Genomic DNA, 25751 nt, shown 5'->3' with positions numbered 1-25751 from the left:
CGGCATTTCATTTGGTGGAAAGCATAATGATAAATTCCAGAGTGATGTCTAGATTTCCCAGAAACTCTCGCGGCATAGGGCTTATCGAAGTCCTGGTCGCGATGTTTGTACTGGCGGTTGGGGTGCTGGCACTGGGGAAAATGCATAGTGAATATTTCGGTATCAGTTCCCTCAACAAGGCCAGGACCGAGGCACTGGCAATCGCCCAGGGTCGCCTGGACGATATGCGCAACTACATGCATGAGGCAGACACCCTGGATGAATTCAAGGCACTTTATCCGGTGGATACCGATGGTAATCTTGCAACGATCGAAGGGGTAAACGCCAGTTTCTCCCGCACGGAGACCATAGCCGAAAACGGGGACCTGCGTGTTGTAGCGGTTACCGTCGACTGGGTGGATGCGACGGGCGAGACGCAAAACGTGACCCTGGATACCGAGCTGGCATTTTCCTCGCCGCGAGCTCCCGGTGCGCTGGCCGCTGAGCAGGGGGGTATTGTCCTGCCGTCCCCGATGGGGCGAGCCAGGCTGGGGCGGGGCAATGTGCCTGCGGGGGTGACTCCGGATTCCAATAACGACGGCACCGGGACTTTTGATGCCGATGGCAATAGAAACCTGGTATCCGGCCAGAAAATCGTGCTGACCCTGGAGGATGCGTGCAGTACCGAGGATGGGGAGTGCACGGACTTCGTCCAGATCAAGGGGCAGGTGTTTATCGACAAGGCGACGCAGAAGTCGCTCGATCCCCAGGACGTCTATGTGCAGGCGTCGGACGCCGCTTACTGCACGCGCTACATCACGGTCGGTGATGAGGCGCAGCCGATTGAAGATATTACCAATAACAGCCTGTTGCTGACCGAAAGCGAAGATTACTACCGCTTTGATTACACCTGTTACCTGGGAGGCGGCTGGCACGGCAATATCGGTATATTGCTGGCCAGCGGGCTCAAGCAGGGGGACAAGATCTGCCAGGGGGATCCGGTTTCCACCAATGCGTGGGAAACACCGGTAATCGCCGCGCGCCGCGCCTACCGGGGCATGATTTACACAAAGAATGCGGACGGTACCCCCGTCACCACTGGCGATACCGGCGACCGTGTCTACACGTCCTACGGGATTGCCGATGGGGTTATCTTGCCCAATCCGGACAGCTCCGATCACTCCCACGATTTCGTGATTTCCTCAATGTCTGCGAGCAGTACCGAGGGCAGTAACTGTATCTCCCAGGGCGCCATGGTACGCGCGGATGCCACCAGTAACGGTGTTTCCGGTGACCTGTTTGCGGGCAATCCGGATGATTTCGTGTGCCTGAATGACGGCTATCTGGATAACTATGACACGGACATGCACGGCCACGAAGTCACCTGCCCCTATGACCCCACCAACCCTCCGGTGGAACGGCATGTTATCTCAGGCTCGGTGGTCGTCAGCGCTTCGCCCGGCAATGTCATCAGCGACGAAATTCTCAACTCGATTGGGGTGAATACGTCCGATGGGCCGGGTAATTGCCTGCTGGACGGGTTTACGGCGTCTGGTGGGGGCTACCAGGCCGCATACGAATGTGATGTTTACGACTGGGGGTTGGGCTGGAAAGGAATGCTTCATACCACTGCTGCGGAGAATGAGCAGAATATTTTCTGTTCACCTAACCCGCTGGAGTTTGCCACGGCTCTGACTGCTGATATTTCGGGGCAGACTATCAGCTGTGAAGTAGGGAAATATGCTGTTATTTCAGGTCTGGTAGCCACGGACGATCCGAGAAGGGTACTGGATAGTGTCACCATCAGCAGTGGTGAATGCCAGATAGGCAGCGCCGGCCTCTCCTACGAATGTGTTAGCGAAGATTATTCGAATGTGTCAACCAACTGGGGCGGCACGCTCACATTCACGCTGACCGGTGGTGTCCTGTGCCCGGCTACTGTTACCAGCAGTGGAATACTCGATCTGGTTGACGGGGTGGCCACCGCTGATGGCATCAGCGGGGAGAATGAATTGAATCTGATTATCCAGAACAATGCGGGCGCATGTCCCTAGTGCGACGGTTGATAGTGATAAAAATGGGCAGTGGGGCGATGTGATGAGAAGTAAAGGCTTTACCCTGATAGAAATGCTGATAACGGTAGCGATTCTGGCAATCCTGGCGGCAATAGCCGTGCCTTCCTACCAGCAGTTTATTTTGAAATCGCGCCGCTCGGACGGTATGTCGGCTCTGCTGAAACTGCAGCTCGAGCAGGAGAAGTTTCGCGCAAACTGCCGGTTTTACGCCGAAAAACTGGGTACCGCGGATAGCTGTGGCGCAGATGCCGCAAACAGCGCACTGAACTTCAGCGATACCAGTGAAGACGGTTACTACACCATTGCAGTCACTGCCGCCTCGGGTAATGGCTATACCATCACCGCCGATCCGGTTGGCCGCCAGGCGGTCGACACGGATTGTGACCCGCTCAAATATGAATACCCGGCGGGCATCAAGTCCCCGGCGGATTGCTGGGATTAATCCACTGCTACTTCTTCTGTCACCGCAGCAGGTGCAGCCGAGGATGCTCTGCCGAGAATCAGCTCTGCGGCCCGCTCGGCCACAGCAATCACCGGTGCATTGGTGTTACCGCTGACAATATTCGGCATCACCGAGGCATCCACTATCCGCAGTCCTTCCACGCCGTGCACTTTCAGTTGTCCATCCACTACCGCCATCGGGTCGTCCCCCATACGGCAGCTGCCCACCGGGTGATAAACGCTTTCGGCGTGCTCGCGGATAAATTCCTCGATGTCACTGCGGGAATTCAGGCGGCGCTGGGGCAACCACCAGTGCTTGTGAAATTGCCGCAGATCCGGCTGCTCGATAATCTCCCGCGCCTGCTCGACTCCCTCGATCAACACTTGCAGGTCCTCCGGTTCGCTGAGGAAGTTCGCGCGGATTCTCGGCAGGTCGCTGGGGTTGGTGGAGCGCAGGCTTATGCTGCCGCGGCTTTTTGGCCGCAGTCCGCAGACGTGCAGTGAGTAGCCGTAGCCCCCGGGGCGGTGGCGCCCGTGGTCGAACAGCGGGGCGGAGGTCAGGTGAAACTGCAGGTCGGCAAAGCCGCGGGCAAAGGATGAGCGGGAAAACCCGCCCGCTTCGGCGCCGTTGCTGGTCAGCATGCCGCCATTGCCCCACAGGAATCTGGGTAGGCTGGCGGCGGCCTTCAGGGTGGGCCACAGGGAATTGGAAAAGGTGATGGGGCGGTTTACCCGCACCACCTGGGTCACATCCAGGTGGTCCTGCAGATTCTCGCCGACACCGGGCAGGTGCAGGCGCGGCTGAATACCCAGGGATTTCAGCTGTCGCTCATCGCCAATGCCGGAGAGCTGCAACAGCTGTGGCGATTGCAGTGCACCGGCACAGAGAATCACTTCGCGCCGGGCGCAGATTTCTGGGCCGCCGATCAGTTGTACCCCGGTGGCGGTATTCCCTTGCATGACAAGGTTGGCAACCCGCGCACCGGTGATGACAGTGAGGTTTTCCCTGGTGGCCGCCGGGTGCAGGTAGGCAGCTGCCGCGGAACAGCGGCGGCCGTTTTTCTGGGTGACCTGGTAAAAGCCGAAGCCCAGCTGCGATTGGCCGTTGAAGTCGTTGTTGGCGCTGTGGCCGGCACTGGTGGCGGCGCGGATAAACGCCTCGCCGGCGCGGGTTTTCCAGCGCAGGTCGGAAACCGCGAGCGGGCCGCTGTCGTTGTGGTGGCTGTCGCGGCCCCGTTCGTTGCCTTCGGCCTTGAGGAAATAGGGCTTCAGGGATTGCCAGTTCCAGCCGGGGTTGCCGGCCTTTTCCCAGTCGTCGTAATCGCCGGGATTGCCGCGGATATACACCATGGCGTTGATCGAGCTCGAGCCGCCGAGGGTTTTGCCCCGCGGCCAGAACAGGCGGCGGCCATTCAGGTGCGCTTCCGGCTCGGTGTGGTGGGGCAGGTTGTATTTTTCACCGGCGACCAGAAAGCCGATGCCGATGGGCATGCGGATCAGCAGGCTGTTGTCGCTTGGCCCCGCTTCCAGCAGGCATACGCTGTAGCGTCCGTCTTCGCTCAAACGGTTGGCCAGCACGCAACCGGCGGAGCCGCCGCCGACGATTACGTAATCGAATTCCTCTACCTTCATCACTGCTGCCTCGTTTTTATTATTGCGCGTGGATTTGTGTTGTTTGTCTGGAGTGTCTGGTCAGGGTTCGGCCCGGGCAATCAGGCGCAGGCTCAGTTTGCAGTTCTCCAGTAATTTATCCAGGTCGATGGCTTGCGGGGATACCAGCCACTGGTAGATAGCGCCAAATACCAGCGCGCAGTACTGCTCGGCAAAGGCCTCCGCCTCCGTGTGGTTGTTTTCGTAACCCGGACATTCCGCAATCCACAGCGCGGCCTGCTTGCGCTGGTTCTGGTGGATTTCCTGCAGCTTCTGGGTGATCTCCGAATGGTGATCGATGGTGTGGTAGTAGAGCTTGTACATGGCGTGCAGGTGGTCGGGATTGCTGCGTACGAAGTTCTGCAGTGCGGTTACCGCCGCGACGATCGTGTCCATGCCGCGAGTGCCGCTGATGGTGGCGTCCAGCTCTACACACCACAGGTGGTGCAGGTGCTCGATCAGTGCGCTGTAAAACACATCCTTGGTTTTGTAGCGGTAGGCGGCAAGCCCCCGGCTGTAACCGGCGTGGATGCCGATGTCTGCCAGGGTTGCGCGCTGGGGGCCCTGGTCGACGATCAGACGGATGGCCGCATCGAACATCTGGCTGTCGGACTGGGCGGTGCGCTCCGCCTGGGTCATGCGCTCTTTTTTGCCGCTGTTGCGGGTCGCGGTCGGGCTCATACCTCGGGTTCCTGTTGATGTGGGTGTGCGTTGTCGGCGTGCATTCGCGGGTAATTCTACGCCGTTCTTCTCCACTTCCGGTCAGTCTAACCAACAAACATACTTGTAACAAGCAAGTAAGTGTGTGTATGCTGCCGGGAAATGGCAAAACCGAGGTTAGGGAGGTCGGTGCCGTGAAGCGAAAACTGTTTGATGATGATCACGAGATGTTTCGGGACTCCGTGCGCAAGTTTCTGCAGGCGGAGGCGGTGCCGCATATGGAGGAGTGGCGCAAGCAGGGGGTGGTGGACCGGGAAATTTTCCGCAAGGCGGGGCACAACGGCTTCCTGTTTATGTGGGCGGAGGAGCGCTTTGGCGGCCTCGACCTGAATGACTTCCGCTATGAGCAGGTGCTGATCGAGGAGCTCTACGGCGCCGGTTGCGGGGATATTTTTATTCCCACCCACAATCGCCTGGTGGGCCGCTACCTGGGCAATCTGGCATCGGAGGAGCAGAAAGACCGCTTTTACCCCGGGTGCATCAGCGGCGAGACGATTCTCGGGATCGCCATGACCGAGCCGGATACCGGATCGGACCTCGCGGCGATGAAGACCCGCGCGGTGGACTGCAGCGACCACTGGAAAATCAGTGGTGCAAAAACCTACATTTCCAATGGCATCATCGGCGACCTGTTCGTGGTCGCGGCGAAAACCAGTGACACGGAGAAATACGGCGTCGGGCTCTTTCTGGTGGAGCGGGGCATGGAAGGGTTCAGCCGAGGCCGCAACCTGGACAAGCTGGGCATGAAAGCCCAGGACACGGCGGAGCTGTTTTTCGACGAGGTGTGCGTGCCCAAGGCCAACCAGCTGGGCGAGCCCGACAAGGGCTTCTATTACCTGATGCAGAACCTCTCCGAAGAGCGCCTGCAGAGCGCCACCTGTTCACTGGCCAACGCCCGCGCGGCGCTGGAGGAAACCCTGGAGTTTACCCGCGAGCGCAAGGTGTTCGGCCAGCCGGTGGCGAGCTTCCAGAACAACCGTTTCCAGTTTGCCAGTATGCAGACCGAACTGGATGTGGCGCAGGTATTTGTCGACCACTGTGTGCTGGAACTGAACGCGGACCAGCTCAGCGGCGCCGATGCCGCCAAGGTGAAGCTGTTCTGCTCCGAACTGGAAGGCCGGGTAGTGGACCAGTGCCTGCAATTTCACGGCAGTGCCGGCTATATGGATGAGTACCGTATTTCCCGCCGCTATGCCGACGCGCGTATTTCGCGGATTTACGCCGGCACCAGTGAGGTTATGCGGGAAATTATCTCGCGGGATATGGGGCTGGATTTCCGCGAGAAGAAGGCCGCAAAAAAATAACCGTATTTTTTCAAATGAACTGCTACCAGTTTGTCGCAGAGGGCTAGACCGTGAAAACCAAGATTACGCAAATGCTGGGTATCGAACACCCGATCATTCAGGGCGGCATGATGTGGGTGGGGCGTGCCGAGCTGGCATCCGCCGTGTCCAACGCCGGGGGGCTGGGTATTCTCACCGCGCTAACCCAGCCAACACCGGAAGACCTCTTTAAGGAGATACAACGCTGCCGCGAGATGACGGACAAGCCGTTCGGGGTAAATCTCACCATCCTGCCCACCATCAATCCGGTGCCCTATGACGAATATGCGCGCGCGGCCATCGAGGGCGGCGTCAAGGTGATCGAGACCGCGGGGCGCAATCCTGCGGAGTTCATCCCGCTGTTCAAGGAGCACGGGGTCAAGGTGATTCACAAGTGCACCTCGGTGCGCCATGCGCTGAAGGCCGAGTCCATCGGTTGCGATGCGGTCAGTGTCGACGGTTTTGAGTGCGCCGGGCACCCGGGGGAGGAAGATGTGACCAACCTGGTGCTGCTGCCGGTGGCCGCAGCGCGCCTGAAAATTCCGATGATCGCCTCCGGCGGTATTGGCAGCGGCCGCCAGCTGGCGGCGGCCCTGATGCTGGGGGCAGAGGGGGTAAATATGGGTACGCGCTTTGTCGCCACCCGCGAAGCGCCGGTACACCAGAATGTGAAACAGGCGATGGTGGATGCGGACGAGCGCCAGACCACGCTGATTTTCCGCACCCTGCGCAATACCGCACGGGTGTTCAGCAATTCCATCGCCAAGGAGGTGGTGTCCATCGAGGGTCGCCCCGGGGATACCGATTTTGCCGACCTGCAGCCGCTGGTGGCCGGTGCCCGCGGGCGCGAGAACGTGCTCGAAGGCGGGGATGTGGAAGGCGGTATCTGGACCGCGGGCCAGGTCATCGGCCTGATCGACGATATTCCCAGCTGCAGTGCGTTGCTGACGCGCATGGTGGCGGAGGCGGAGCAGGTAATCCGCGCCCGCGCATCGGGCCTGCAACCGGCAACGGAGACGACGGCGGCACGGGAGCCCTGTACAGATCAGGTCTGACGGGTCATGTAAAGTGTGCCTTGGTCGCCGGTTGACAGCGCCTGGGGCTGCACTTATTTTCGTTCCACTAGGGTCCATAAAAATATAACGACTGCCCGTGAGCCTTCACGGCGATGGCCCCGAGAGAGAGCAGCATGCTGGTGACCACACCACAGTATTACCTGGAGGCGAGCCGGTGATCGATTCCCTTCAGCAGCATCGGGAAAGTGGTAAGGAAGAGCGGAAGGGCGATCGGAAAATCATCGCCCAGCCCGCGAAGTTGTCCTGTCCGCAGGCCCCGCCGTTCCAGATACATCGCAGCGCACTGTGTGCGCAACTGGTATCCGGTGCCGGAGCCCGGGTATCCCTGGTGCGCGCGCCTGCGGGGTTTGGCAAGTCGACCCTGATGCGCCAGGCGTATGAGCAGCTCTCTGACTCCGGCGTGCCCACCGCCTGGATGCGCCTCGACCTCGCCGACAACGACACTTCCCGCCTACTGTATTTCCTCGCCCGCACATTGCGGGACTTTCTGCCGGAAGGGCATTCCCCTGCGGGCGACGAGCCCGGTGCTCTGGCCATCGATCTGCTCGACCGGCTGGAAATGCTGCCGGTACCCTTTGTACTGTTTCTCGACGATCTGGAAGTACTGCAGAATACAGTGGCACTGGCGATCATCCGCCAGCTGGTAGACCGGCTGCCAGCAGGGGTGCGGCTGGTGGTCGGGTCGCGCTCACAGCCGGATATCGGGCTGGCGCGATTGCGAGCCCGCGGACAGCTGCAGGAAATTGATGCGAATGCGCTGCGCTTCAGCATGGAGGAGACCCGGGACTTCCTGCAGCGCGAGTGCGGGCTGGAAATCGCTACCGATCATATTGCCTCTCTGCACCAGACCACCGAGGGCTGGGCGGCGGCCCTGTGGCTCGCCTACCTGGCACTGGAACAGAGCCGCGATCCCGCCGGGCTGGTGGCAGGCTTCTCCGGATCCAGCGCGCTGGTGGCGGATTACCTGGGGGAAGAGGTGCTCGCGCGGCAACCGGAATCCCTGCGTACCTTCCTGCTGCGCACCAGTATTCTGCCGCAGTTAAATGGGCCCCTGTGCGATGCCGTGTGCGGCGAGCCCGGCAGCCAGGCCCGGTTGCAGTCCCTCTGTCGCACCAGTTTCCTGCTGGAACCGATGGACGAGAGCGAACAGTGGTTTCGCTATCACAGCATGTTTGCGGTGTTTCTGCAGGGACAGCTGCAACTGCACATGCCCGAAGAGGTGCCGCGCCTGCACCGCGCCGCGTCGGAGGCTTATCTGGCCGAAGGGCGGGTGGTGCCGGCGATTGAGCAGGCGCTCAAATCCGGTGATATGGATTATGCACTGCCGCTGTTCGCCCGCCATGCCGAGCGATTGCTGGGAGACGGGCGCAGCCTGCTGCTGACCCGACTGATGGGCATGGTGCCGGCGGGCAGTTTGCAGGCATGGCCGAATCTCCAGGTGGTGCACGTTTGGGCCATTGCCTTTACCCGCGGTGCCGCGGAAGCCATGGAGAGGTTGAGCCAGTACGAGGGGGAAGCCCCACAGACGTCGGAAGTGCACCTGCACGGCATGGCGCTGCGGCCAATGTTGCTGTCCATGCTGGACCGCCACGACGAGGCCTATGCGGTGGCGCTGGAAAACCTCTCCCGCCTGCCCACGGAAACTATTTTCCCCCATGCCATTCTGCGTACCTCTCTGGCCTACGTGGCCCTGGTGGTGGGGCACTACCGGCAGGCCCAGGACCTGCTGGATGAGGGGCGGCGCCTGCAGGTGATCGACTTTACTCCGTTCACCCATATCTACGCGCAGTGTGTAGAAGGTGCCATCGAATTGTTACAGGGGCGACTGCGGCAGGCGACGGCGCGCTTTCGTCTGGCGGCGGGGGTAAACGAACGCAGCGGTAGGGCAGTGACCAACGGCAATGCCATGGCCGCAATCCTGCTGTCGGAAGTGTGGTACGAGTGCGGCCGCTTTGCGGATGCAGAGCGGCTGTTGCAGGTGTATGTGCCACTGGTACAGCAACAGGGGGTGCCGGATCACCTGATCTGCGGTCACCGCACCCTGGCGCGAATTCTCTATGCCCGCGGTGACACCGACGGCGCCTTCCAGACCATCAGCGAGCTGGAGTATTTTGGCTACCGCAATGAACTGCCCCGGCTGGTGGCCTGTGCCCGCCTGGAGCGCAGCCGCATATTCCTGCTGGAGGGCGACAAGGCCGCTGCACGGGACGAGCAAAAGCGGGCAGCAGGTGCCGGTGACTGGCAGAAATATAGCGAGTGGTCCCTGTTTGGCAGCGACCTGGATACCCCCGAGGACAGCGAACTGCGCTGGCAGATCCACTTTGGCGACGGCGATGCCGCGGCGCGGAACCTGCGAGGGCTGATCAACGCTGCCGAGGCCGGTGGTCGCGGGCGCCGCGCACTGAAGCTGCGGCTGCTGCTGGCCATGGCACAGTTTCGCAGCGGCTCGGAAAAAGCCGCGCTGCGGCAGCTGCGGGACCTGCTGAAGATCGCCGCCTCGGAACATTATGTGCGGCTGATTCTAGACGAGGGCGACCTGGTGATTCAGCTGCTGCAGCGGCTGGCGGCGCAGCAGCGTGTGGATTTCAAGCCCGCACAACTGGAGGACCCGCAGGCGCTGTTTCGGGAACTGATCCGCAGCCCGTCGGTGGAAGCGGGTGCTTCTGCACCGGTGCCGACGGAAATGCCCGACGGCCAGCCCCTGGAAAAGCTCACCAAGAAGGAATTCGAGGTCCTCAGGTTGCTGGGAGAGGGACTTTCCAACAGTGCCATTGCCGAGCGCATGTTCGTCTCTGAAAACACCGTGCGCACGCACCTGCGCAATATCAATGCCAAGCTGCACGCCCAGAGCCGCACCGAAGCGGTGGCTGTGGCGCGCAAGCTGAAACTGATCGGCTAGCGCCGCGATGGCAGCGCGGGCCGTGACATCTTCTGGCACTGCTCATTCTTTCCGCATTTTTCCCATTTTCCGTAGCCTGCTCAAGGGCTTAGCGCATTTGCCGGCGATGCAATTTCATCGGAATGGACGAGTTTTTTTTGCCCCTGCGTTCGCATACTGGCATCAGTCCGAAATAGATGGATGAAGTGCGAAAGCGCGGCCAGGCCGTATCAGCGCCGCCAGACCAATAAAGATAAATAGCGAGGAGAGACCTCCATGGCGATGAATGTGAAATCCAACGGTACCCTGTTCAGGGTGAGTGCACTGGCAGCAGCCATTACCGCGGCAGTGCCCGTGATGGCCCAGGAAGGGCAGGGACGGCAACTGGAAGAAGTGGTCGTCACCGCCCAGCGCCGTGCCGAGAGCATGCAGGAAGTGCCGGTGGCTGTGACCGCCGCCACCGCGGAAGACCTGGCGATGGCTCAGGTGGACAGCATCTCGAACATTCAGCAGATCTCCTCCAGCATCAAGTTTGATGTGACCAACAGTGCCGCCAACAGTGCCAACATCATCATTCGCGGTATCGGTACCGTGGGCAACAGCCGCGCGTTCGAGGGCGCGGTGGGTGTGTTTATCGATGGTGTCTACCGCACCCGCGCCGGCCAGGCGATGCAGAACTGGCTGGATATCGGTGGCCTGGAAATTCTGCGAGGCCCGCAGGGCACCCTGTTCGGCAAAAATACTTCTGCCGGTGCCCTGATCCTCAACAGTATTGCTCCCACTACCGATGCCGCCAGCATGGACTACGAAGTTTCCATGGGCAGCTACGGCAAGCAGATGGTACGTGGTGCGGCCAACCTGCCGGTCAATGACGACGTGGCGGTACGTATCGCCGGACTCTGGGGGCAGCAGGACGGCTATATCGAAGACCCCAACGGCGGCAACTACAACGAGCGCTCACCCCGCGCGCTCAAGGCGCAGCTGCTGTACGAGCCTTCCGACAGTTTCTCCGCGCAGTTGATTGCGGACTGGTCGCAGGAAAGCAACAACTGCTGCTACGGCCAGGTCGACGTGGTCGACGGCCCCATGCAGCCGTTTATCGACACCGTCCTGATCCCTGCCCGCGGCCTGGAAGCGCCTTCCAGCGACCTCGAGGATTATGAGCAGGTCCTGAGTGGCGCTACCGATCAGGATATCGAGGACAACGGCGTCGTGCTGAAAATGCACTGGGAACTCGCCAGCGGAAACAGTGTGAATTCGGTTACCGGTTATCGGGACTGGAGCATCTCCCAGTGGAACATGGATGCGGATTTCACCGGTGCCAACGTGCTCGTGATCAACGAATCACTGAGCACCGAAATGATCTCTCAGGAATTTACCTATAACGGCGTGCTGGACTCATTTGGTCCCTTCGCCGGCGCGGATTATGTGGCGGGTATCTATCTCGCCCAGGAAGATATCTCCGCGCACCACGAACTGGAGTGGGGCGATCAGGCGCAGATGTATTTCGATGTATATCTGAGTGCCCTGGGATTGCCCGCGGGTTTCTCCGATGCCAGTGAAGGCAAGTGGAGCGATGTCGATATGCCGGCAGACAGTACCACTTATGCGGCTTTCACCCACTGGAACCTGGATGTCACCGATCGCTTTGGCCTGACCGTGGGGGCACGCTATTCGGTGGACGAAAAAGAAGGCGCCATGGTACGCAATCACTTCAGCGATGCGCCCACCGCGGTGTTCCGCCTGCTGCAGGTACAGCCCGGCCCGGAGTACCGCGATACCTTCGAAGACAGTGCGGTCAGTGGCAGCCTGGCGGCGCGCTACCAGATCTCCGAAGACATGATGGCTTACGCCTCCTACAGTCGCGGTTACAAGGCCGGCGGAGTGAATATCGACAACACCGCCGCCGGTACTCTGTTGAACAACCCGGAGGAAGTACCCGGCGCCGTTCCCCTGGATCCCACCTACAAGTCCGAGTTTGTCGACGGCTATGAACTCGGCCTGAAAAGCGAGTACCTGGATGGCAGCGCGCGCACCAACGTGGCGCTGTTCTATAACGAGATCAGCGACCTGCAGATCGCCCAGTTCATCGGTACCCAGTTCACCATCGACAATGCGCCGGAGGCCACAGTTTACGGCCTGGAACTGGAGAACCAGTTCATCCTGAGCGATGCCTTTTCGCTGAACTTCGACCTGACCCATATTGCCGACGCCACCTTCGGCAATGACCCGGTGCTCGGGGCACTGGCAGACCGCCAGTTTGCGCACGCGCCGGAGTGGGCGGGCAACCTGGCACTCAGCATGGAGCAGCCGGTCGGTAACAGTCTCAACGTATTTGGCCGGCTGGGGGTGAATTACTCCACCGAGCTCTACACCAATACCTCAAACGACTATATGCGCGGTGCGGAAGGCGAGGTAAGCGCGAACCTGGGGCTGCGTTCCGATGCCGCCGGCTGGGTGCTGTCCGGCTGGTGCCAGAACTGTACCGACCAGCGTTACGTCACCCAGCATTTCAACTCGCCGCTGCAGGGGCCGGATGCCAATGGCTATGTGTCGGCGCCCAGAACCTACGGCGTAACCCTGCGCGGATCTTTCTGATCCCATGGCTCGTTCCCCCGACTGCGCAGGTCGCAACCGGGGTGCCGAGCCGGGGTGGAAAAAGGACGTAACGTTTTTATGCAGGTAATTGAAAGATGAGCCAGGTTGTTGCCGCAACAGAGAAATCGCTACCGGGGCAGGGAAAAAATACCACGGTATTGTTCCCCGTTGTTTCCGGTACCCCGCTGAACCGTGAGGCAAGTGGAGTTGCGCTTGCCGCCCCGGAGCAGATTACGGAGGCCTGGCTGACTGCCATATTGCGGCTGCAATGGCCGCAGATGGACGCTGTCACAGGTATTACTCTGGAACCGATCAGCTGCAGTGATTTTGAGGTGACGGTGCGACTGCACCTGCGGTACGACGGCTCCACCACCGACGCTGTGGATACGGATCTTTCGCAGCCTCCTGGTCCGGCGAGCCTGATTGCCAAGTTTTCACGGCCGCTACCGTCTCCACGCTGGCAGAAGTTTGTGCGGGATTCGTTTCTGCGCGAGGTCGCCGCGTACCGGGAGTTGAACCAGCACTATGCCTGCCGGGTGCCGGGTTTGGTATTTGCCGCCGAGGACGACGCACACTTTAACCTGCTGTTTGAAGACGCCGGTGGCTCTGTACTGGTTGACGAAGAGAGCCTGGACGAACATCTGCGTGAGCACGAGGTGGCGCTGCAGGAGCTGGCGCAATTACACGGCTGTTTTGTGCGTACTTCACCGGTATCCGCCCCGCAGTGGCAGCTGCGTCAGCGTGACAGTGTGCGCTTTACGGAGCACTACTATCGCCAGGGGGTAGAAGCGCTGCGCGCAGTCTATCCAGGTTGGTTGGCGACCGGCTATTTTGTTCTGATCGAACAGTTTGCCGAGCGCGTGGCCGACTGGCACAGGTTCGAGCGCCATATCCTCACCCTGTCCCACGGCGATGTACGGCTGGAAAACCTGTTGTTTGAGGGCGAAGGCAGCAGCCGTCGCGCCAGTCTGGTGAGCTGGAAACTCGCTGGTCTGCGCAATCCCATGTATGACGTTGCCAGTCTGCTGTCGAACGAACTTTCCTATGCGGCGCGCAATAACAGCGAGGCCGTTTTGATACAGCGCTATTGCCGTATCTTCGAGCAGAGCGGAACCCAGTACCCGTTGCGCGAGGCCTACCAGGACTACCGCTTTAACCTGTTTGGTCCGCTGATCTTCAATATCTGCGTGTGTGGTTTTCTGCAGTCCACCCTGTCGGAAAATTCAGACCTGATGAAGCGTATCCGCAGGAACTGCCAGGCAATTATTGACTGGGATTCCATGGGACTGTTGAACGAGCGCAAAAACGTGATTGCGTAATTGAATTTACCCTGCCGAGCAGGGAAAACCTTCCGCAGATAAAGTGGCGGAATTGAGAATTGCAGTAAGGAGAGAGCATGATCCCGAGAACAATATTTCAGCCGGAACATGAAGAGTTTCGCCGTATGGTGCGGCGTTTCCTCGAAACCGAGGTCATGCCGCACCACGAGCGCTATGAAGAGCAGCAGCACATTGATCGCGAGCTCTGGTATCGCGCCGGTGAACTGGGTCTGCTGTGCATGACCATTCCGGAAGAGTATGGCGGCATGGGCGCCGACCGTGTCTACAGCACCGTGCTGATGGAAGAACAGAGCTATGCGGGTGCCACCGGTCCGGGGTTCGCGGTGCACTCGGATATCGTCGCCAACTACATCAACAACTTCGGTACCGAGAGTCAAAAGCAACAGTGGTTGCCGCGCATGGCCTCGGGTGAGGCCGTGGGGGCGGTAGCGATGAGCGAGCCGGGTACTGGCTCGGACCTGCAGGCAATCACTACCCGTGCGGAAAAAGACGGGGATGACTATGTCATCAACGGCTCGAAAATTTTCATCACCAACGGCTACCTGGCGGATATCGTGGTTGTGGTGGCGAAAACCGGCAATAGCGGTGACGGCGCCAGGGATACTTCCCTGATCCTGGTTGAGGCCGATCGCGCTGGATTCTCCAAGGCGCAGCCACTGAAAAAAGTGGGAATGAAAGCGCAGGATACCTGCGAGCTGTATTTTGAAAATGTTCGGGTGCCCCAGTCCAATCTGCTGGGCGAGAGAGAAGGGCAGGGTTTCCTGCAATTGATGAAGGAGCTCTCCTGGGAGCGCCTGATTATCTCCATCCTGTCGGTAAGTGGCGCGCGTGCCGCTTTGGGACACACGCTGGAATATACCCGCGACCGCAAGGTATTCGGGCAGCCGGTGGCAAATTACCAGAATACCCGCTTCAAACTGGCGGAAATGAAAACCGAGATCGAAATCGGCCAGGTGTTCGTGGACCGCTGTATCGAAGAGGTGCTGGAGAACAAACTGTCACCGGAAGCGGCTGCTGCGGCCAAATTGTGGACCTCGGAGCTGCTGTGTCGGGTTGTCGATGAAGGGGTGCAGTTGCACGGTGGCTATGGCTACATGCTGGAGTATCCCATTGCCAAGGCCTATATCGATTCCCGTGCGGGGCGAATCTATGGCGGCACCAACGAGATTATGAAAGAACTGATTGCGCGCTCTCTGTGACTGGGTGTCGCGTATTTGGTCATGGCAGGATGTTTGATTGACAGCCTGCGGTGGCAACAGTAGTTTCAATGGAAAAACACAATAACCATAAAAATGAGAAAGCGCGGAGCGATTATGAGTCAGATAAAGCTGTTCGCGGAACCCCTGGAATATGTCCTGCGCTGGGAAAAGGAAAAGCCGGACACGGTATACCTTACCCAGCCGCTGGCAGACGGGACGGTGGAAACATTTACCTGGGGCGATATCGTGGGCCAGGCCCGCAGGTTCGCCAGCTATCTTCAGTCCCTGGAGCTCCCCGCCGCCAGCAATATTGCCCTCACGGGAAAGAACAGTGCGCACTGGATCATCGCAGACCTGGGGATCTGGATGGCGGGACATGTCACCGTTCCGCTGTATCCCACCCTGGGTGCCGATGCCTGCAAGTACATACTCGAACACTGTGAGGCCAAGTTACTGATTGTCGGTCGCCTCGACGGGATAACCGATAGCTGGAACGAATTGCAGCCGGTACTGCCGGAAGGTCTGCCGCTGGTCTGCCTGCCCTTGGCGCCGCCGGTGAATGCACCGCAGTGGCAGGACATCATGGCGGAATTTGCGCCGCTGCAAAATGTGGTATTGCGCGGGCGGGACGCACTCGCCACCATCATTTATACCTCGGGAACCACCGGCAATCCGAAAGGGGTGATGCATAATTTCGGTTCACTCACCGCGCCGGCGGGCTGTTCGGTGGACCTGTGGAGCCCTTCCCCCGAGGACCGCATGCTGTCCTATCTGCCCCTGGCCCATGTGGCGGAGCGGGTGGCGGTGGAAATCCCATCGCTCCTGTTCGGCTTTCAGCTGTTTTTCAACGACTCCCTGGAAACGTTTCCGGTTGACCTCAAGCGGGCGCGACCCACGCGATTTTTCTCCGTACCGCGTTTGTGGACCAAATTCTACCAGGCGGTCAACGCCAAGATTCCGCCGGCGAAGCAGAAACTGTTGTTCGCGATTCCAATCCTGTCGCGCAAGATAAAACGCAAGATTCTCGAAGAACTCGGCCTCGACAGCGTCAAGGTGGGGCTTACCGGTGCGGCGCCACTGTCGGCGGAGATAATCGAATGGTATCGCAGGCTGGGACTGGAACTGTTGGAGGTTTTCGGCATGACCGAGAACTGCGCCGCCTCTCACGCCGCCCGCGCCGGCGAGGTGCGCCCGGGTTATGTGGGCACCCCCCTGAATGGCGTCGAGTGCCGTATCGATGATACCGGTGAGGTGCTGGTGAAAAGCCCGGGACAGATGATGGGCTATTACAAAATGCCGGAAGAAACCGCAGCCAACCTGACTCCGGATGGATTTTTCCGCACCGGCGACCGCGGCGAACTGGACGAAAAAGGGCGCCTGAAGATTACCGGTCGCACCAAGGACCTGTTCAAGACCAGTAAAGGGAAGTACGTGGCACCGGTACCGATCGAAAATATGCTCGGCGCCCACCCGGGGGTGGAGGTGATCTGCGCAACCGGCCCCGGGCAGCCGCAGCCGTTTGCGCTGGCGGTACTGGCCCCCGGCACCCTTGACCCCGAAGATCGCGAGGCTCGGCAGCGCTTCGAGCAGGAGTTCGCGGAGCATCTGGATGAAATCAACCAGCAGCTGGAAGATCACGAGCGATTGAATTACGTGGTGATCGTCAAGGAGCCCTGGACCATCGAAAGCGGGTTGCTGACGCCGACCATGAAACTGAAACGCAATGAAATCGAAGGTCGCTATCTGCAGTTTGCGGAGAACTGGAGAAACCGGAACCAGAAAATCATTTGGGAAGGTTGATCACGACCCAGCGCATGCATAAAGGAAGTTGCATATGGTCATGAAGATTCAGGCCGCGGTGGCCCGTAAAGGTGCGATTGTCGATATAGAGACCTGCGAACTCTCCGAGCCCGCGGCGCGCGAAGTCCGGGTTCGGCTGGAAGCCTGCGGCATCTGTCATACCGACCTGCTGGCGCTGGGCGGACAGCTGGGCACGAAAATGCCGGCGGTGCTCGGGCACGAAGGCGTGGGCAGGATAGAGGCATTGGGTGACGGGGTAGTGGATTTTGCGGTAGGCGACCGCGTATTGATGAGCTTTGGCGCCTGTGGCTGTTGTGCTGCCTGCGAGTCCCACGATCCCGCCTATTGCGATGCCGCGTTTGCGCTGAATTTTGCCGGGCGGCGACGGAATGGCAGTGCCCCCATGTCACTGGGGGGCAGGCCCATTACCAGCCATTTTTTCTCCCAGTCTTCATTCGCCACCCATACGCTAGCGAGTACCCAGAACATGGTGCGCCTGCCGGAAGATTTACCTCCGGAGCTGATGGCGCCCCTCGCTTGCGGCGTGCAAACCGGCATGTCCGCGATGTTGAAAGTGTTGAATCCGCAGCGACACAGCCGGGTAGCAGTTTTCGGGTGTGGCACTGTTGGCCTGGCCGCGGTGATGGCCGCGGCACTGCGCGAGTGCGAACGCATTGTTGCGGTCGACCTGAAGCCGCAACGCACGGACCTCGCGCGCGAGCTGGGGGCGACCCACGCAGTTGTCAGTGACAGCCATTCATTGCAGGAGCAGCTTTTGGCTCTGGGGCCTTTCGATGCCGCGATCGACTGCACTGGAAATGTTCCGGTGATCGAACAGGCGTTCCAGTCGCTGGCAATTCGTGGACAGCTGGTCTGTGCCGGCGTCACCCCGCCGGGCAGAAAACTGAATATCTGTCCGCGGGAGCTGGTATTTGGCGGCCGGCAGTTGCGCGGTACCGTGGAAGGGGATGCCCACCCGCGCACTTTTATTCCTGAAATGATTGACCACTACCGCAAAGGGCGGTTGCCCCTGGAAAAGCTGGTTCGGGTGTATCCCTTTGCCGAAGTCAATCAGGCGATTGCGGACTTATCTTCCGGGGTCACCATCAAGCCGGTCCTGAAAATGTCCCACTGACACGAAGGAATTATGCCTATGAATACCGTTACCGATCCAGTCCTCTCTGGACGCAACCTGCAGGAAGAAAAGTTCATTCACTTGCGCGATGGGGAGGAGGTGCCGAGCCAGGCGGAGTTGTTCGCTTTTTTCGATCGGTTACTGGCCATGCCTGCGCAGCGAATGCTCGGTGACTGGGCCGGGGGGATATTGAGTCGTGGCCACCCGGTAGAGGGGCAGTTAACGGCAATGCGCTGGAACGGAAAGCGTTTCAGCGGTGCCGATGAGGTCTATCCGATCATCAGCCTGGATGAGCAGGGAAACCGGGTGATCAATGATGTGCTGGGAACTGCGAGTCTGCGGGAAGTGGTGTTCCGTGGTGTGGCTACTGCCACCATGATTTATGATAAAAGTCCTGTATTCGATCATTTTCGCAAAGTGCATGAAAATCTGGTGGTCGGCGTCATGGATCAGAAGGGCAACGAAAACCCACTATTTTTCTATCTCGAAAGATTGAGCTAGTGCACTTTTAGCTGTTCTCTGAAGCGCCACCAAAGTGAAATTCATCCATTCAGACGAAGTATCAAAAGCTCGATAGCCGTATCTTTTTCCATGATGGTGAGATGCTGCATTTTATGCATCCAAAAGCATAAATAAGATAATTACTTTTGGAGGTTATCGATGATTCGTCGACTAACGAGGGGCATCGGTTTGCCCGCTGTTTTGTTGGCGGCTTCCGCTTTGGCTTCGGTCAATGCTACCGCGAATGATGAATTGCCACTGCTGGACCAGCAGTATATCCGTGCTCCGCTCGCTGCAGGCTGTGAAGGTCAGCCTGATGAGGCGCCGGTTCCACTTGATCCCCGAACGCTTGTTGTTCCTGGGATAAATAACCCAAGTTCTGCAGTCCAGTTCAATGCGTTCTGGGTGGATTTGCACAATCCCCCTGAGCCCTTTATTCAAGATCCGCAAAAGCTGCCTCACAATCCGACAACGTGCGGTGAGTTTCGTGCAAGCGTTGCGCGTGGAAAGCGCAATATCGAATCAGAGGACTACTTCCAGTTCTTCAGCACCTCGAAAGCTTATTACAATCTCTATAAAACCTGGGGCTACCTGTTGCGTCCGTCGGATTTCGATGAGCAGGTGACCAAGCGCTATGGTCTGCATAAGGCGCCTTTCCGCAACCCTTATCCATATCCTTGGGAAAATCCCAAGTGGACCAACGGCGGCAGCGGCCAGTTGCCACTTGGCCTGGTCCAGGTTAAGGATGAGGACGGCCGGTACACCGGCATGATCGCCTCCAGCTGCTCTGGCTGTCACGACTCGCGTCTGGGAACAGAGGAGGAATCTTATTTTCATTGGGGTAGGGCTAACGGTGCTATCGATGCGGGCTTGATTCAGTCTGACCTTTATCGTGCAAACGTATTCACCCAGCCTTTGCAGTTAGCGCCAATCCCCTGGAGTGTGAACCGGGGGAATACCGATGCAATTGGTATTATCGATTACCTGCCGGCCCTGTTCGATATGGATACGATGATGCCGGCACCCAGCCTGCTGGAGTATTTCCCCAGTCACGCTGGCGGCCAGACCAAGGCTCCCCACTGGTACCACCGGGCATTCAAGACCCGCCAGTTCTGGGATGGGGCGCTAACATCCGATAACGTGCGTTCGGAAATGGCATTTGGTGTTGCCAACTTGACCCGCAATGCGGCGGAGCGACGCGCGTTGACCGGCGAGTTTGAAGACATCGACAACTTCCTGATTTCCATGTCACCGCCGACCTATCCGGGAGAGATCGATATCGCTTTGGCCGAGCAGGGAGCGATTCTGTTCCATGAGCGTGACTTGTGGGCAGATGGCGCCAATGCCGACATACCGAAGACGCCGGGCAATGGATCCTGTGCCAGCTGCCACGGCGTTTACTCGCCGCGTCATGCTGCGGATACGGATTACCTGCCAGATCCGCGTCTGAAGGGGATTTCAGCGGTCATTACTCCACTGGAGACGATCGCTACTGACCCGCAGCGCGCATTGCTGATGGAGGATGAAAAGAAACGTCGCGCCTGGAACAGCTCGTTCCTCGCCTATAACGACCTGAGCCCTGATCACACTGGGTTTGTGGATAGCCTGACCGTTAGTGAGTTGAACCGGATACCGCGCTCTCAATACGATCGCGGTCAAGGGCCGGTGTTCTCGCCCCTGGGTCCGAATGAGTGGATCGATCCGTTTGGCTATATTGCGCCGCCGCTGTATGGGGCCTGGGGCAATGCGCCTTTCTTCCACAACGGTAGTGTGCCGGATCTATGGGGTGTGCTTGATCCTGCATCGCGGCCAAAGATCTGGAAGCGTCAGCAAACTGATGCAGGAATTTTCGGTAAGAACCGCGGTCTCGATATGAGTTTTGCGGCCTACGACTGGACAAGGCTTGGCTGGAAGCATGAGGCACTGGAATGCAGCAACAGCATCCTGACCTCGCCGTTCCTGCCCTGTACCAATGATCTGGCAACAGCGGATATTCTGTTCGCCAACGTGGCCAACAAGGTGGCGGAGTTCAATTCGCTGGCTTACCAGACACCGCCGCCGATCACCGACAAGCAGATCAAGTCGCGCATGATCTTCAACAGTTACCTGTACAGCATGGGTAACCAGGGGCACGAGTTCACCCAGTCCCTGACCGACGCGGAGCGCTATGCGATCCTCGAATACCTGAAGACACTGTAACCAGTTTCTGTTCGTTATTACTGTGGACTTGGCCGCCCCCCGGGGCGGCCTTTTTTTTTAACTGCGTAATGCTAGTAAAAGCGCTTGCGGTAGGCGTAGGGCGTAGCACCGGTCCATTTGCGAAACGCGCGGATAAAGGTACTGGATTCCGCGAATCCGGTGAGATACGCCACCTGTTCAATCGAGGTTCTCGGGTCTGCCAGGTGCTGCATGGCGATATCCCGGCGCAGCTGTTCCTTCAGTTCGCCGTAGCCGATGCCTTCTTCCTGCAGGTGTTTGCGCAACTGTTTTGGATGCACCTCTAGGGCATCCGCCACTTCCATCAGGGTGGGCATCTCTTCCATCTGCTGGCGCAACAGCGAGCGGGTTCGGCCGATCCAGCTTTGCAGGTTGTAGTCGCTCTGCAACAGGTTGCTCTGGGGGTTGCGAAGAAAAGCGTTGAGGCTGTCCTGGGACTGGCGGATGGGTTTCTGCAGTACATCGCGGCCAAACCAGAGTTCACAGTGCTCGCTGGAAAAGCGGGTCGGGGCGCCGAGAAAGATTGCGCGGTATTCGCGCTCGTGCGCCGGGGGAGGGTAGTTCACCGTGACCTGTCGAATGCGCAGGTTCTGGCGGGTGAGCCAGCAGGAAAAGCGGTGCAGGCCGAACATCAGCATTTCATAGGCGTAGGGTTCCGGTTGGGGTTGCCCTTCCCAGAGTGTGAAGCGCAGTTTGACATGCTCGCTACTGATGCGCAGTTGCGGGCGCAGGCCCCGTTCGATCATGGCGTAGAAGTGGCAGTAGCGTTTGAGCGCCTGGCCGAGATTTCTGCTGTGCAGCATCCAGTGCGACATGGCCGCGCCGGTACCGAGTTTCATCGGTTGCCGGGTGTAGCCCAGCATCTCGTCGCCCATTTCGCGCATGGTCAGGGTCTGCAGGTCCGCATATTGGCGGGCGCTGACCCGCGCGCTATTGTCATCGAGGATCTTGGGGGGGATGCCGCCCCGTTGCAGCAGTTTGTCGCGGTTGAGGCCCTGCTGCGGGGCGTAGCGCAAAATTGCGTGCAAGAACGAGACGGGGATGGATATGTCCTGCATTGCCAACTCCACTGGTGATCGCTGCCATTCTTCTGTTGCAGGGATAAAATGTCAATTTATTGTACCTAATGTGCTTGTTTGTGGGGCTTTGGGCAAACCATAATGAACAAAAGGTGCATATTTGTTCCCGGGTCGGGTGGTGAACAGGCTCGCGCGATTGCACACTGCATACTGGATAACAATTGTTGAAAGACAACAGGAATCAGCGATGACTCATACCGCCTATATCTACGATGCGATCCGAACCCCGCGGGGCAAGGGCAAGAAAGACGGCTCCCTGCACGAAGTGAAACCGGTCGCTCTCGGTGCCGGCCTGCTGCGTGCCATGCAACAGCGCTACGACCTGGACACCAGCCGCGTCGACGACGTGGTGATGGGCTGTGTGTCGCCCGTAGGCGAGCAGGGGGGCGATGTGGCCAAGACCATCGTGCAGTTTGCGGACTGGGACGAGAGCGTTGCCGGTGTGCAACTGGACCGCTTCTGTGCCTCCGGCCTAGAGGCCGTGAACCTGGCGGCGATGAAGATTGCTTCCGGCTGGGAAGACCTGGTGGTCGCCGGCGGTGTGGAATCCATGTCGCGGGTGCCCATGGGGGTAGCCGGTGGAGCCTGGATCAACGATCCGGAAGTGAATGTGCACGACGGTGCGGTACCGCAGGGGATCGGTGCGGATACCATCGCCACCATCGAGGGCTGGAGCCGCGAAGACGTGGATGCCTTTGCCCTGGCTTCCCAGCAGCGCGCGGCCGCGGCCCAGGCGCAGGGCTATTTCGACCGCTCCGTGGTGCCGGTGAAAGATCTCAACGGCATGACCATCCTGGAAAAAGACGAATTCATCAAACCCAAAACCACCCTGGAAATTCTCGGCCAGCTGAAGCCTTCCTTTGCCGGGATGGGCAGTATCGGGTTTGATGACCTGATGCTGCGCAAGTATGCGGACCTTCCGGCGATCAATCATGTGCACACACCGGGCAACTCGTCCGGGATTGTCGATGGCGCATCTGCGGTACTGGTTGGCAGCGAGCAGGCGGGCAAGGATCTCGGCCTGACGCCCCGCGGGCGCATTGTCGCCACTGCGGTACTGGCCACCGACCCCACCATCATGCTGGTTGGACCGGGCCCCGCGGCGAAAAAAGCCCTGGCCAGGGCCGGCATGACCACTGCCGATATCGACCTGTGGGAAATCAACGAAGCCTTCGCCGCGGTTGCGCTGCGCTTTATGAAAGACCTGGATATCTCCCATGAAATCACCAACGTCAACGGCGGTGCCATTGCCATGGGGCACCCGCTCGGCGCCACCGGTGCCATGCTGGTGGGCACCATGCTCGACGAGCTGGAGCGTCGCAATCTGAAGCGCGGCCTGGTCGCCCTCTGCGTCGGCGGCGGGCAGGGAATTGCCACCATTATCGAGCGCGTGTGAGCGCGAGCGCCACACGGTTACTGAGACAAAAGAATACAGATCAGGTGATAGCAATGGCTGAGATAATCAACGGATTCATTTACGAAAAAGACAGCGACGGCATCGTCACGGTCACCATGGATATGGACGGCCCGGTCAATGCCATGAATGAGCAGTATCAAGTAGGAATGGCGCGGACGGTGGAACGGCTGGAGCAGGAAGATGGGCTTACGGGGGTAGTACTCGCTTCCGCCAAAAGCACGTTTTTCGCCGGTGGTGACCTCAAGGCAATGTTGAGCGTAGCACCCGGCGGTGAGCCGGAGCAGTTCGAAATGATCGAGAGCGGCGTCAAGGCCCCGCTGCGACGCCTGGAAAAACTGGAGGTTCCGGTGGTGGCGGCCATCAACGGCGCAGCACTGGGCGGTGGCCTGGAAATCTGCCTGGCCTGTAACCATCGCATTGCCTGGAATTCCCCCAAGGTTTCCATCGGCCTGCCGGAAGTGACCCTCGGCCTGCTGCCGGGTGGCGGTGGCGTGGTGCGCTCGATCCATATGCTGGGGCTTGAAAAAGCACTACCGATCCTGCTGGAAGGCAAGCATATGAAAGCGAAGGATGCGCAGAAGGCCGGGCTGGTCGACGAGCTGGTTGAAGTGACCCAGGACCTGGTTTCCGCGGCGAAATCCTGGATCAGGGACAATCCGGAGTGCTGGCAACAGGCGTGGGACAGGAAGGGCCACAAGGTACCCGGTGGTGATATCTGGAACCCGAAGGTTACCGGCATTCTGTCCGCCGCACCGGCCATGTTGTTCCAGAAGACCCGTGGCCTGATGCCGGCTCCGGAAAAGATCATTGACGTTGCCGCACAGGCGGTGACCGTGGATATCGATACCGCACTGCGCTACGAATCCCGCGCGCTGGCATTCCTGATCACCACGCCGCAGGCGAAAAACCTGATCACCACCGGTTTCTTCCAGATGAACAGCGTCAAGAGCGGTCTGAGCCGTCCGAAAGACGTCGAGAAAACGGCGGTGAAGAAGGTTGGCATTCTCGGCGCGGGCATGATGGGGCAGGGTATTGCCTATTCCAGCGCCCGCAGCGGCATCGAAGTGGTGTTGAAGGACATCAGTGTGGAGGCGGCGGAAAAGGGCAAGTCCTATTCCGCGAAGCTCATGGACAAGCAGATCTCCCGCGGCCGTGCCAGCGAGGATGACAAGCAGCGCCTGTTGGGGCTGATCAAGGCCACCGATTCCTACCAGGACCTGCAGGATTGCGACCTCATCATTGAAGCAGTGTTTGAAAATATTGAATTGAAAGCCAAGGTCACCCAGGAAGCGGAACCCTTCCTTGCCGAGGGCGGTGTATTCGGTTCCAACACCTCGACCCTGCCGATTACCCAGCTGGCGGAAGTGAGTAAAAAACCGGAAAACTTTATCGGTATCCACTTCTTCTCGCCGGTGGACAAGATGCCGCTGATCGAGATTATCTGTGGTGCGCAGACCAGTGATAAAGCTCTGGCCAAGGCCTTCGACTACGCCCAGCAGATTCGCAAGGTGCCCATCGTGGTCAACGACTCCCTCGGCTTCTTCACCTCACGGGTATTCAGCACCTTCCTCGACGAGGGCGCACGCCTGCTGGTGGAAGGCCTGGACCCGGTGCTCATCGATGCCATGGGCAAGCAGGTGGGTATGCCGGTGGGCCCGCTCACCATTCAGGATGAAGTGAGCCAAGAGCTGACCCGCAAGGCGGCGGAAACCCACCGCAATATGGGCGTGCTCGGCAGCAAGGGCGACAACAGCTGTAATATCGAAGTCTGCGAGCGCATGATCAGCGAGTTCGGGCGCGGCGGCCGCTATCACGGCGGTGGTTACTACGAATACGCCGAAGACGGCAGCAAATCCGTATGGCCCAAGCTGTATGAACTCTATTATCGTGAAGAGGTGGAGATGCCGCGGGAAGATATCAAGGAGCGCCTGCTGTTCCGCCAGGTGATCGAGAGTCTCAAGTGCCTGCAGGAAGGTGTGCTGCGCAATGTTGCCGATGGCAACGTGGGCTCCCTGCTGGGCATCGGTGCACCACAGTGGACCGGTGGCTTTATCCAGTTTGTGAACACCTATGGCCTGCAGCGGTTTATCGACCGCGCCAATGAGCTGGCAGAAAAATACGGCGAGCGCTTCCAGCCGCCGGCGATTGTTGCCGAGACTCTGGCCAAGGGCGAGAGCTTCCGTTAACTCACCCATTGTCCAAGCAACTTGGCTGTGGGTGAAGGTGGCGCTACCGGGTGCGGTCTTGCGAGACCTTCCGCGAGAGGGACCTCGCGGAAGAGCCCCCAGGGATGGGTTTACGGCGTGTCTCGCAAGACCGCACCC

The 25751-nt window shown here is 59.3% G+C and carries 17 protein-coding genes; 14 read left to right on the top strand and 3 right to left on the bottom strand.

What is annotated here, in order from left to right:
* The first annotated feature begins 26 nt into the window (after window positions 1-26).
* Complete coding sequence (locus QZ511_RS08840; protein ID WP_295801756.1) at window positions 27-2033, top strand: prepilin-type N-terminal cleavage/methylation domain-containing protein; 2007 nt, start codon at window positions 27-29, stop codon at window positions 2031-2033.
* Between the two features lie 43 nt (window positions 2034-2076).
* Window positions 2077-2496: a type IV pilin protein gene (locus tag QZ511_RS08835; protein WP_295801755.1), complete on the top strand. Its 420-nt coding sequence runs from the start codon at window positions 2077-2079 to the stop codon at window positions 2494-2496.
* Here QZ511_RS08835 and QZ511_RS08830 read toward each other — a convergent pair.
* Together QZ511_RS08830 and QZ511_RS08825 are read right to left on the bottom strand one after the other, a co-directional pair.
* A complete protein-coding gene (locus tag QZ511_RS08830) occupies window positions 2493-4127 on the bottom strand; it encodes a choline dehydrogenase (RefSeq protein ID WP_295801767.1) in 1635 nt (544 codons plus the stop codon). The two genes, QZ511_RS08835 and QZ511_RS08830, sit on opposite strands and share 4 nt — an antisense overlap.
* 60 nt (window positions 4128-4187) lie before the next feature.
* A complete protein-coding gene (locus QZ511_RS08825; RefSeq protein ID WP_295801754.1) occupies window positions 4188-4826 on the bottom strand; it encodes a TetR/AcrR family transcriptional regulator in 639 nt (212 codons plus the stop codon).
* Window positions 4827-4999: 173 nt separating this feature from the next.
* Here QZ511_RS08825 and QZ511_RS08820 point away from each other — a divergent pair, with 173 nt between their 5' ends.
* The 10 genes from QZ511_RS08820 to QZ511_RS08775 all read left to right on the top strand — a co-directional run bounded on the left by QZ511_RS08820 (window position 5000) and on the right by QZ511_RS08775 (window position 20913).
* Window positions 5000-6169 carry an acyl-CoA dehydrogenase family protein gene (locus QZ511_RS08820; RefSeq protein ID WP_295801753.1) on the top strand — a complete coding sequence of 390 codons (1170 nt, stop codon included), beginning with the start codon at window positions 5000-5002 and terminating at the stop codon, window positions 6167-6169.
* Window positions 6170-6219: 50 nt separating this feature from the next.
* Complete coding sequence (locus tag QZ511_RS08815) at window positions 6220-7242, top strand: nitronate monooxygenase family protein (protein WP_295801752.1); 1023 nt, start codon at window positions 6220-6222, stop codon at window positions 7240-7242.
* Window positions 7243-7417: 175 nt separating this feature from the next.
* A complete protein-coding gene (locus QZ511_RS08810; RefSeq protein ID WP_295801749.1) occupies window positions 7418-10162 on the top strand; it encodes a LuxR C-terminal-related transcriptional regulator in 2745 nt (914 codons plus the stop codon).
* 255 nt (window positions 10163-10417) lie between these two features.
* Window positions 10418-12739 (top strand): TonB-dependent receptor, encoded by a 2322-nt coding sequence (locus QZ511_RS08805; RefSeq protein ID WP_295801747.1) that lies wholly within the window; start codon window positions 10418-10420, stop codon window positions 12737-12739.
* Window positions 12740-12834: 95 nt separating this feature from the next.
* On the top strand, window positions 12835-14058 hold the full coding sequence (locus QZ511_RS08800; RefSeq protein ID WP_295801745.1) for an aminoglycoside phosphotransferase family protein: 1224 nt from the start codon (window positions 12835-12837) through the stop codon (window positions 14056-14058).
* Between the two features lie 77 nt (window positions 14059-14135).
* Entirely contained in the window at window positions 14136-15278 is a 1143-nt protein-coding gene (locus tag QZ511_RS08795; protein ID WP_295801743.1) for an acyl-CoA dehydrogenase family protein, read from the top strand.
* Window positions 15279-15392: 114 nt separating this feature from the next.
* Window positions 15393-17078 (top strand): AMP-binding protein, encoded by a 1686-nt coding sequence (locus tag QZ511_RS08790; protein WP_295801742.1) that lies wholly within the window; start codon window positions 15393-15395, stop codon window positions 17076-17078.
* Window positions 17079-17112: 34 nt separating this feature from the next.
* The gene (locus QZ511_RS08785) at window positions 17113-18213 is read left to right on the top strand and encodes an NAD(P)-dependent alcohol dehydrogenase (RefSeq protein ID WP_295801740.1); all 1101 of its coding nucleotides are present in this window, start codon (window positions 17113-17115) and stop codon (window positions 18211-18213) included.
* 18 nt (window positions 18214-18231) lie between these two features.
* Window positions 18232-18714, top strand: a complete 483-nt coding sequence (locus QZ511_RS08780) for a DUF4334 domain-containing protein (protein WP_295801738.1) — start codon at window positions 18232-18234, stop codon at window positions 18712-18714.
* A 159-nt stretch (window positions 18715-18873) separates the two neighbouring features.
* Window positions 18874-20913, top strand: a complete 2040-nt coding sequence (locus tag QZ511_RS08775; RefSeq protein WP_295801736.1) for a hypothetical protein — start codon at window positions 18874-18876, stop codon at window positions 20911-20913.
* A gap of 71 nt (window positions 20914-20984) precedes the next feature.
* Here the strand turns inward: QZ511_RS08775 and QZ511_RS08770 are convergent, their stop codons facing one another.
* The gene (locus QZ511_RS08770; RefSeq protein ID WP_295801735.1) at window positions 20985-21989 is read right to left on the bottom strand and encodes an AraC family transcriptional regulator; all 1005 of its coding nucleotides are present in this window, start codon (window positions 21987-21989) and stop codon (window positions 20985-20987) included.
* A 208-nt stretch (window positions 21990-22197) separates the two neighbouring features.
* Here QZ511_RS08770 and QZ511_RS08765 point away from each other — a divergent pair, with 208 nt between their 5' ends.
* The gene (locus QZ511_RS08765; RefSeq protein ID WP_295801733.1) at window positions 22198-23406 is read left to right on the top strand and encodes an acetyl-CoA C-acetyltransferase; all 1209 of its coding nucleotides are present in this window, start codon (window positions 22198-22200) and stop codon (window positions 23404-23406) included.
* Window positions 23407-23459: 53 nt separating this feature from the next.
* Window positions 23460-25613 (top strand): 3-hydroxyacyl-CoA dehydrogenase NAD-binding domain-containing protein, encoded by a 2154-nt coding sequence (locus QZ511_RS08760; RefSeq protein WP_295801732.1) that lies wholly within the window; start codon window positions 23460-23462, stop codon window positions 25611-25613.
* The last annotated feature ends 138 nt before the right edge of the window (window positions 25614-25751 follow it).

It is taken from the genome of uncultured Microbulbifer sp. (assembly GCF_913055755.1).
Classification (GTDB): domain Bacteria; phylum Pseudomonadota; class Gammaproteobacteria; order Pseudomonadales; family Cellvibrionaceae; genus Microbulbifer.
Note: the sequence above shows the minus strand (reverse complement) of the source record. Positions and strands in the feature narration are given on the sequence as shown.

Excerpts from the sequence above, each read along its gene's own strand:
- QZ511_RS08840 (WP_295801756.1), top strand. The coding sequence starts at position 27 with ATGATAAATTCCAGAGTGATGTCTAGATTTCCCAGAAACTCTCGCGGC.
- QZ511_RS08835 (WP_295801755.1), top strand. The coding sequence starts at position 2,077 with ATGAGAAGTAAAGGCTTTACCCTGATAGAAATGCTGATAACGGTAGCG.
- QZ511_RS08830 (WP_295801767.1), bottom strand. The coding sequence starts at position 4,127 with ATGAAGGTAGAGGAATTCGATTACGTAATCGTCGGCGGCGGCTCCGCC.
- QZ511_RS08825 (WP_295801754.1), bottom strand. The coding sequence starts at position 4,826 with ATGAGCCCGACCGCGACCCGCAACAGCGGCAAAAAAGAGCGCATGACC.
- QZ511_RS08805 (WP_295801747.1), top strand. The coding sequence starts at position 10,418 with ATGGCGATGAATGTGAAATCCAACGGTACCCTGTTCAGGGTGAGTGCA.
- QZ511_RS08800 (WP_295801745.1), top strand. The coding sequence starts at position 12,835 with ATGAGCCAGGTTGTTGCCGCAACAGAGAAATCGCTACCGGGGCAGGGA.
- QZ511_RS08795 (WP_295801743.1), top strand. The coding sequence starts at position 14,136 with ATGATCCCGAGAACAATATTTCAGCCGGAACATGAAGAGTTTCGCCGT.
- QZ511_RS08790 (WP_295801742.1), top strand. The coding sequence starts at position 15,393 with ATGAGTCAGATAAAGCTGTTCGCGGAACCCCTGGAATATGTCCTGCGC.
- QZ511_RS08785 (WP_295801740.1), top strand. The coding sequence starts at position 17,113 with ATGGTCATGAAGATTCAGGCCGCGGTGGCCCGTAAAGGTGCGATTGTC.
- QZ511_RS08780 (WP_295801738.1), top strand. The coding sequence starts at position 18,232 with ATGAATACCGTTACCGATCCAGTCCTCTCTGGACGCAACCTGCAGGAA.
- QZ511_RS08775 (WP_295801736.1), top strand. The coding sequence starts at position 18,874 with ATGATTCGTCGACTAACGAGGGGCATCGGTTTGCCCGCTGTTTTGTTG.
- QZ511_RS08770 (WP_295801735.1), bottom strand. The coding sequence starts at position 21,989 with ATGCAGGACATATCCATCCCCGTCTCGTTCTTGCACGCAATTTTGCGC.
- QZ511_RS08765 (WP_295801733.1), top strand. The coding sequence starts at position 22,198 with ATGACTCATACCGCCTATATCTACGATGCGATCCGAACCCCGCGGGGC.
- QZ511_RS08760 (WP_295801732.1), top strand. The coding sequence starts at position 23,460 with ATGGCTGAGATAATCAACGGATTCATTTACGAAAAAGACAGCGACGGC.